Here is a 3,469-nt window from a genome sequence, read left to right as displayed (position 1 = left end):
CTTGGCCACGGCCTGCTGGGCGGCCTGGCGGGCCGCGCCGGCCGGGCGCGGCGAGCCGGTCGGCCCGGTGCGGGTCGGCACCCTGCGCATCGCCGGGGCGGAGCCGGTGCCGGCGCTGGTGCCGCTGCTCGACGCGGGACACGTGCACCTCAGCGGCGAGGACCGGCACGGCGGCGACGCGGTGGTGGCGGGGCTGCTGCTGCGCGGCGTCGGCCGGGCCGACCCGGGCGCGGTCCGGCTGTACGGCTACGACCCGGAGCACCTCGGCGGCGGGCTGGCCGGGTTCGCCCCGCTCGGCACCGCCGGGCTGCTCACCTTCGTCGGCCCGGGCGGGCTGGGCCGGCTCCTGGACGACCTGGTGGAGCAGATCCGCCGGATCAACGAGACCGTGCTGGCCGGCGAGTACGGCTCGCTGCGCGAACTGGCCGCGGCGACCGGCCGGCGGCCCGAGCCGTGGCGGGTGGCGGTGCTGCTCGGCGGTGACGAGCTGTCCCGGCACGAGCGCGGGCAACTGGACCGGGTGGTCCGCACCGGCGCCGCCTGCGGGGTGCACCTGGTGGTCCGGGGCATCCCGCTGCCCGACGGCCCGACGGTCACCCGGATCGTCGCCGCACCTGGCGACGCCCGCGTCGGCGCCCCCGCCGGCCTGCCGGTACGCCTCGACCCGCCGCCACCGGGCGCGCTGGTCACCGAGACCTGCCGGGAGATCGCCTCCCGGGTGAACGCCGGCCCGCCGCCGACCCCCTTCACCGACCTGCTCCCCCCGCCGGAGCAGATGTGGAAGGAGGACTCGGCGCACGGGTTGACCGCGCCGATCGGCGAGGGCCCGCACGGCCGGCCGGTGCTGCTCACCCTCGGCGACTACCCGCCGCACGCGCTGATCGGCGGCCCCTCCGGGACCGGCAAGACGAACCTGATCTTCGCCTGGATCGGCGCGCTGGCCGCCCGCTACTCCCCCGCCGAGCTGGAGTTCTACCTGCTCGACTTCAAGGAGGGGGTGTCCTTCGCCCGGTTCGCCCAGGGCCGGCGCGACCCGAGCTGGCTGCCGCACATGCGGCTGGTCGGCATCAACGTCAACACCGACCGGGAGTTCGGTCTGGCGCTGCTGCGCTTCCTCGCCGAGGAGCTGCGCCGACGCGCCGACGCCGCGAAGAAGTTCGAGGTCACCAAGCTCGCCGAGCTGCGGGCGGTCGACCCGACCGGGCACTGGCCCCGGATCGTCGCGGTGGTCGACGAGTTCCAGGCGCTGCTGGCCGGCCGGGACGTGGTCGCCCGGGAGGCCGCCGACCTGCTGGAGGACCTGGCCCGGCGGGGCCGCTCCCAGGGCATCCACCTGGTGCTCGCCTCACAGGACGTGCGCGGCATCGAGGCGCTGTGGGGACGGCCCGCACTGGTCGCCCAGTTCACCCTGCGCATCGCGCTGCCCAAGGCGCTGCGCATCCTCGCCGAGCGCAACGACGCCGCGCAGGCCCTGCCCAAGTACCACGCGGTGGTCAACGCCGAGTCCGGGATGACCGAGGGGAACCAGGTGGCCCGGATCCCGTCGGCCGGCGACTGGGAGACCTGGAGCGAGCTGCAGCACCGGCTGTGGCGGATGCGCCCGGCCGACGCCGCGCCGGCCCGGCTCTTCGACGGCGACGCCGTCCCCCGGCTGGTCGACGCCCCGGACTACCGGGCGCTCACCGCCCCCGCCGGTGACGCCCCGGCGCGCGGGCCGGTCGCCCTGCTCGGCGAGATCATCGACGTCCAGTCCCGGTCGGCGGCGCTGCGGCTGCCCCGGGCGCCGGGCCGCAACCTGGCCGTCCTCGGCACCCGGGTGGACGAGGCCTGCGCGGTGCTCGACGCGGCCGCCCGGTCCCTCGCCCGGCAGCACCGCCCCGGCACCGCCCGGTTCTCCATCGCCTGCCTGGACCCGGACGCCGATCCGGCCGCCCGCGCCCTCTACGAGGACCTGGCCGACGACGCCGCCTGGTACGACGAGGAGACTGTGCCTGAGCTGATGGCCGAGACGGCCGAGGCGCTGGGCCGTCCGGGCACCCCGACCGTCCCGCACTACCTGCTGCTCTTCGCCGTCGACGCGGCCACCGGGGCGCTGTCGACGGGCCCGACCGGGCGTACCGGGCTGGACCGGTTGCGCCGGATCCTGCACGACGGGCCGGAACGACGTACCCACGTGCTGGCCTGGTGGCGGGGGGTGGCCCGGATGCGGGTCGACCTGGGCGGCCCGGCGTCGCGGACCGACCAGATCGGCGCCTGGGTGGCGCTCGACGTGCAGGGCGGGGAGCTGGGCTCGGCGCTCTACCCGGGCAGCGGCGGCCCGGACTGGTATCCCCGGCCGTGGCGGGGCCTCTTCTTCGACCGGGCGGTGCACCGCACCGGACAGGTGATCATCCCTTATGGTCCCTCCCGATGAACGAACCGGTCGCCAGTGACACGTACGCCGCCCACGTCCGCCGGCTCGCCGAGCTGACCGGCCGGGTGCACGCCCAGCGGGCCGAGGCGCAGGCCTGGCACGACCAGCAGTGCGCCGCCGCCGAGCGGGCGGTTGCCGACGCGGACGACGAGCTGCGCCGCGCCGAGGAGGAGGTGACGGCCGCCCGCTCGCTGCTGGAACGGGTCGACGCCGAGGTGGGTCACCTCTGGGGCGAGTTGCGCGCCCGGCTGGGCGCCCGGCGGCTCGGCGACCCGCCCGGGCCGGCCCGGGACACCGCCGTCGATCCGGTGCCGCTGCTGCGCGGGGTGCGGGAACTGCTGGACCGGACGGGCCAGCGCGGGGAGCTGCCGGGCGCGGTGAACCCGTTGCTGGTGCTCTGCGGGGTGGCCGGCGCGGTGGTGGCGTACGCCCTGGGGGCCGGCGCCCGGGCGGTCGGCCACCGCTACGGCGGCGACCTGGCCGTCGGCATGCCGGTGCTGGCTCTGGTGGTGACGCTGCTCGGCCCGGTGGCCGGTTTGGCGCCGGCGAAGCGGCTGGCGGACCGGCGACACGCGCTGCTCGGTCCCCGGCCGATGGCGATCGTGCTGATCGCCGGCCTGGTGACGACGGTGGCGCTGCTGGTCGCGACCCGCTGACCGCACACCCGCCGACGAACGGCGCCGCCCACCCCGGGAGCGGGGCGGGCGGTGGCGTCGGTCAGGCCGGGACGGCGACGGACTCGCGGAGCAGTCGGCGGGCCAGCACCAGCCGGTCGGCGTCGTCGTCGAGGCCGGGCAGGTCGCCCACCCGGGTGGCAGCGCCGGTGAGCAGCGCGCGCAGCGCCGGCTCGCACTGGCCGGGCAGGGTGATCGTCCGGTCGAACAGCCGCAGCGCCACCCCGTCGGAGTCGGCGGAGGTGAGCTGCCAGCGCAGCCCGGCACGGGGCGCGATCCGGCTGTCCGCGTCGAGCGCGTCGAGCGCGGCGGCCTGGGCGAGCGGCCGGATCGGCGCCGGCCGGGCGGCCGGCCAGGCCCGGGCGCGCAGCCGGGCGGCGAC

Annotated in this window: 2 protein-coding genes and 1 pseudogene; 2 read left to right on the top strand and 1 reads right to left on the bottom strand. The window is 77.7% G+C overall.

Annotated elements, in window-relative coordinates; all coding sequences use genetic code 11:
* Both V6U81_RS28925 and V6U81_RS28920 read left to right on the top strand, forming a co-directional pair.
* Positions 1 to 2,413, top strand: a 2,413-nt coding sequence (locus V6U81_RS28925) for an FtsK/SpoIIIE domain-containing protein (protein ID WP_334494204.1), incomplete at its 5' end; no start/stop codon positions are given.
* On the top strand, positions 2,410 to 3,069 hold the full coding sequence (locus tag V6U81_RS28920) for a hypothetical protein (protein ID WP_334494202.1): 660 nt from the start codon (positions 2,410 to 2,412) through the stop codon (positions 3,067 to 3,069). The genes V6U81_RS28925 and V6U81_RS28920, both read left to right, overlap by 4 nt.
* 61 nt (positions 3,070 to 3,130) lie before the next feature.
* On the opposite strand, the pseudogene V6U81_RS28915 reads toward V6U81_RS28920, so the two are convergent.
* Positions 3,131 to 3,469 (bottom strand): annotated as a pseudogene (locus V6U81_RS28915) (cupin); the annotation flags it as partial.

Source organism: Micromonospora lacuserhaii (assembly GCF_036902735.1).
Classification (GTDB): Bacteria; Actinomycetota; Actinomycetes; order Mycobacteriales; family Micromonosporaceae; genus Micromonospora.
The sequence above is the reverse complement of the archived record's forward strand: the minus strand, read 5'-3'. Positions and strand labels throughout refer to the sequence as shown.